The following is a 4,412-nucleotide window of genomic DNA, read 5'->3' as shown; positions in this document are numbered from 1 at the left end:
CTCAATTTTGATGTAGGAACTGACAAGTTTGTCCTCGCCGACGGCTTGACTTTTGAGTCGTTGCAAATTAACTCGACGGCGAATGGCACACTCCTGCAATTTGCTGGCACTGGGGAGGTTTTGGCTCAGGTTTTTGGCGCTAATAATTCTCTGAATGCTGTGGATTTTCTGAGTTTTGCTCCTTAATACCAAAGAGCATTGAATCCGCTGCATTTTTCCTAAAATTCTAGCAACTCGGTTTGTTAAATAAACCGAGTTTTTTAATATTTAATAATAAAAATATTAAGCTGTTAATTATTGGGTAATTCGACTTTATGACGACCATAAAATTGATTGTTAGTGAGCCACTTATTCTTGATAAAAGCCCAAAAACGAAGTTGATGGCTACAAAATTTATAACCATTTTTTGATTTAAATATAGATGATATGAGATTCGGCTGATTGACAGCCCTAAAAGTGGTTTTTGATAAGGACTCAAGTCTTAATAAAAGTATAATAAATTAAGCGACCATTACTACAAAAACGAACAGTTGTCAACTGCTTTTAGGTAATAAACTATCGAATTACACGGTGTATTTTCGTAGATCGCGGTTGTTTTTTTTTATTATAAAATAATTTAACGCCACGTCTGAATTGGCTAAAAAACCCCTAATTTCCCAGGTAAATACAGCGAACTGCTACTTTGGGAAGATGTCGATCAAAAAAAAATCGAAGTAAATAGAACTTGTTAACTATGCGAAATCGAGAAATTAGCAATTAGAAATTTCCCATTAGCAATTAACAATAATATCTACCACTGAAAATTGACAATTAACAAATCAAGGAGCTATGTAACTCATGAAAAATTTATGGTGCAACTACTCTTCACCAATTCACAAATCAAGTTGGGATCGTCGCGACACCGACTGCATAAAAGTTTCTTTGATTGGGGCGCCATTAGTCGGCGATCTGGGGAGCGATATTTCCTGTTTAACAAAAGAGAGTCGGGGCGTCAAGACTCAACCTAAAAAACATTTAGTTTGCATCGACCCGAGGGTAGAGAATTATCAGCATCTTACCAGCGGAGTAAAACCAGGGACAGAGATAATTGTCCTGGATCGAACTCTGGACGGAGTAGAACAAATTACCGATATTCTAGCTAAACGCAGCTTAATTGCCAGCCTTCAGATAGTTGCTCACGGCAATGAAGCTTCCGTGCAATTGGGGTCAACTTTACTAAAGGATGAAAACTTACTAAAGTACGATCGTCATTTGCAGCAGTGGCGAAATGCTTTCAGCGAAAAAGCCGATATTTTATTATTAGCTTGCAGGGTTGGGGCGGGAAAATCAGGGATTGCTTTCGTGCGGAAACTGAGAGAATTAACAGGCGCAAATATAGCCGCTTCCAACAATTTAATTGGCAGTGCAAAATTAGGAGGAAACTGGCAATTAAATGTTACAGCAGGACGAGTAAAAACCGCAATAGCCTTTGAAACAAAAACGCAGGAAACTTACAGTGCTGTCCTCATTACTTTAGTTGACGAAACTTTTCAAGATGCCAGTCTAATAGGGCCTTGGATATCTGGCGTCAGCGGCCCGTCAGACGCTCCAGCTTTAACAGCAGGAACCGGAACGGAGAGTTTTCCGGGTTTGAACATCGACCAGCCCGGCAGCGGGGCTTTGAGATTAACTTCAAGAAGTTTTGACCAATCTACCTTTGCCATCTATAACAGTCAGGTACCAGCCAGCAGCGGCCTTAAAATTGTCTTCGAGATATTTGCCTACAACGGCACTGCACGTCCTCCGATTCCAGCCAATTTGACAGGGGACGGCATAAGTTTCTTTTTGATTGACGGTACTGTGACGCCAACAAAAGCTGGAGGCTTTGGAGGTTCTCTCGGCTACGCCCAAAATACAGACGAAAATCAGTCCGGTTTACTCGGAGGTTATTTAGGAATTGGATTTGATGAATTTGGAAGTTTTTCAACTCAAAATGAAGGGCGTGCAGGCGGAATTCCGGGGGGGATTAGACCAGATTCGGTAACGCTTCGAGGTAGCGAAGCTACGGAATATCAGTTTTTAACTTCTAACTATTTGCCGGGGGGAGTAGATAATATCCCCGATACCGTAAATCCTCTGCCTCCAAACGGGCCGATCAACGCCATTACTAGCACTCGCGACCCAGCCAGAAGAAGAGTTCAAGTTATTTTGGAACCTCCCAGTTCTGCAACGCCAAACCGTCTCACTGTTAACTTTGATCTCAACAATAATGATTCGTTTACAGATGAAGGCGAGACTATTATCGACATTGCCAATTTAGTGGAACTAAACGGGCCAATCCCGCCAACATTCAAATTTGGTTTTGCTGGTTCAACGGGAGACGCAACAAATATTCACGACGTTCGCACTTTGTCGATCCAAACTATAGACGAGCCGCTTACTAAAGCAGATGTTGCGACAACGAAAAAAGGCCCGCCCGCTGCGGCACTGGGCAGCACCATTACTTACACAATTACGACAGTAAATAATGGTCCCAACCCGGCCGAAAACGTGCTGGTTGAAGACCAACTGCCCCGAGGGGCAGTATTTGAAAGTGCCGACGGCGGCGGCACTTTCAATCCGACAACGAGACTGGTCACCTGGCAAACTATTCCGAATTTACCTGTTGGGGCCAGCGTCACCCGTACTGTCACCGTTACCGCCCCAACGACTATCGGCGCTATTACAAACAGTGTATTCAGCAGCAGCAACACGATCGATCCCGTACCCGCCAACAACAGCGGCAGCAGCCCCCAAGCGCGAGTCACCACCACTATCACGAACGATATTGCCGATGTAGTGACGCTCAAAACCGGGCCCGTTACTGCCGCAGCCGGATCGACTGTCACCTACACAATTACGGCAGCTAACAGTGGGCCGAGTCCGGCAGTCAATGTGGCGATCGCCGATAGCATTGTTCCTGGTTTAACAGGAGTCAGCCTGTCGGAGGGCGGAACTTACAACGAAACTACAGGTATTGTGACTTGGCCGGCGATCGCATCCCTAGCCAGCGCAGCCAGCGCCAACAGAACCGTCAGTTTCGCAGTTCCCGCCACCGGCGGCACCGTCGCCAACACTGCTAGCAGCACCTCAACTAGCCCAGACCCCAATCCTGACAACAACAACGGCAGCAGCCCCCAAGCGCAAGTTACCACCACTATTACCGATAGCGCTGATGTAGTGACGCTCAAAACCGGGCCAGCTACAGCGGCCGCGGGCTCGACTGTCACCTACACAATTACGGCAGCTAACAGTGGGCCGAGTCCGGCAGTCAATGTGGCGATCGCCGATAGCATTGTTCCTGGTTTAACAGGAGTCAGCCTGTCGGAGGGCGGAACTTACAACGAAACTACAGGTATTGTGACTTGGCCGGCGATCGCATCCCTAGCCAGCGCAGCCAGCGCCAACAGAACCGTCAGTTTCGCAGTTCCCGCCACCGGCGGCACCGTCGCCAACACTGCTAGCAGCACCTCAACTAGCCCAGACCCCAATCCTGACAACAACAACGGCAGCAGCCCCCAAGCGCAAGTTACCACCACTATTACCGATAGCGCTGATGTAGTGACGCTCAAAACCGGGCCAGCTACAGCGGCCGCGGGCTCGACTGTCACCTACACAATTACGGCAGCTAACAGTGGGCCGAGTGCGGCAACCAACATCACCCTTACAGACAGCATCGTTCCCGGTTTAACCGGCGTTACAGCATCCAACGGCGGTATTTACGACCCAGCCACAGGCATTGTCAGCTTTCCGCCCATTGCCAGCTTAGCTGACGGCGTGACACTCAGCCGGACTGTCACATTCCCAGTCCCGGCGACCGGCACTGTCAGCAACACGGCAAGAAGTACCTCAACCACTAATGACCCGAATCCCGGCAACAATAACGGCAGCGATCCCGGCGCAACTGTTACCACCAGCATCGCCTCTGCCCCGACTCCCACTCCGACTCCCGCACCGACTCCGACTCCGACTCCCGCCAACCTACCGCCAGTAGCCGCCAACGTCAACCTCGAAATCGCCCCCAGCAGCGCTGTGGCGATCGCAGGACTCGGCGGCACAGATCCCGACGGGTCGATCGCATCCTTTACCATCAACACCGTCCCACCAGCAAATGAAGGGCTGATATTTTTAGGCAATCCCGAGACCGGCGGCACGATTGTCACCGCGGGTCAAATTCTGACACCTGCTGAGATTAACCAATTATTTTTCCAATCGACACCCAACTTTACAACAGCAAATTTCACCTACAGCGCTACAGACAACCAGGGCGCTACCAGCCCCGCCAGCGCTACTGTATCGGCGCTGCTGCCGCTGCCAAACCTACCGCCAGTAGCCGCCAACGTCAACCTCGAAATCGCCCCCAGCAGCGCTGTGGCGATCGCAGGACTCGGCGG

The 4,412-nt window shown here is 49.1% G+C and carries 1 protein-coding gene and 1 pseudogene; both read left to right on the top strand.

What is annotated here, in order from left to right; all coding sequences use genetic code 11:
• A pseudogene (locus QUA78_RS31715) lies at positions 1-186 on the top strand (calcium-binding protein); the annotation flags it as partial.
• A gap of 651 nt (positions 187-837) precedes the next feature.
• The coding region (locus QUA78_RS31710; protein WP_333399229.1) for a DUF4347 domain-containing protein at positions 838-4,412 on the top strand (3,575 nt) is incomplete at its 3' end.

Origin of the sequence: Microcoleus sp. K4-B3, assembly GCF_036704615.1 — a bacterium.
In the GTDB taxonomy this organism is placed as follows: Bacteria; Cyanobacteriota; Cyanobacteriia; order Cyanobacteriales; family Microcoleaceae; genus Microcoleus.
Note: the sequence above shows the minus strand (reverse complement) of the source record. Positions and strands in the feature narration are given on the sequence as shown.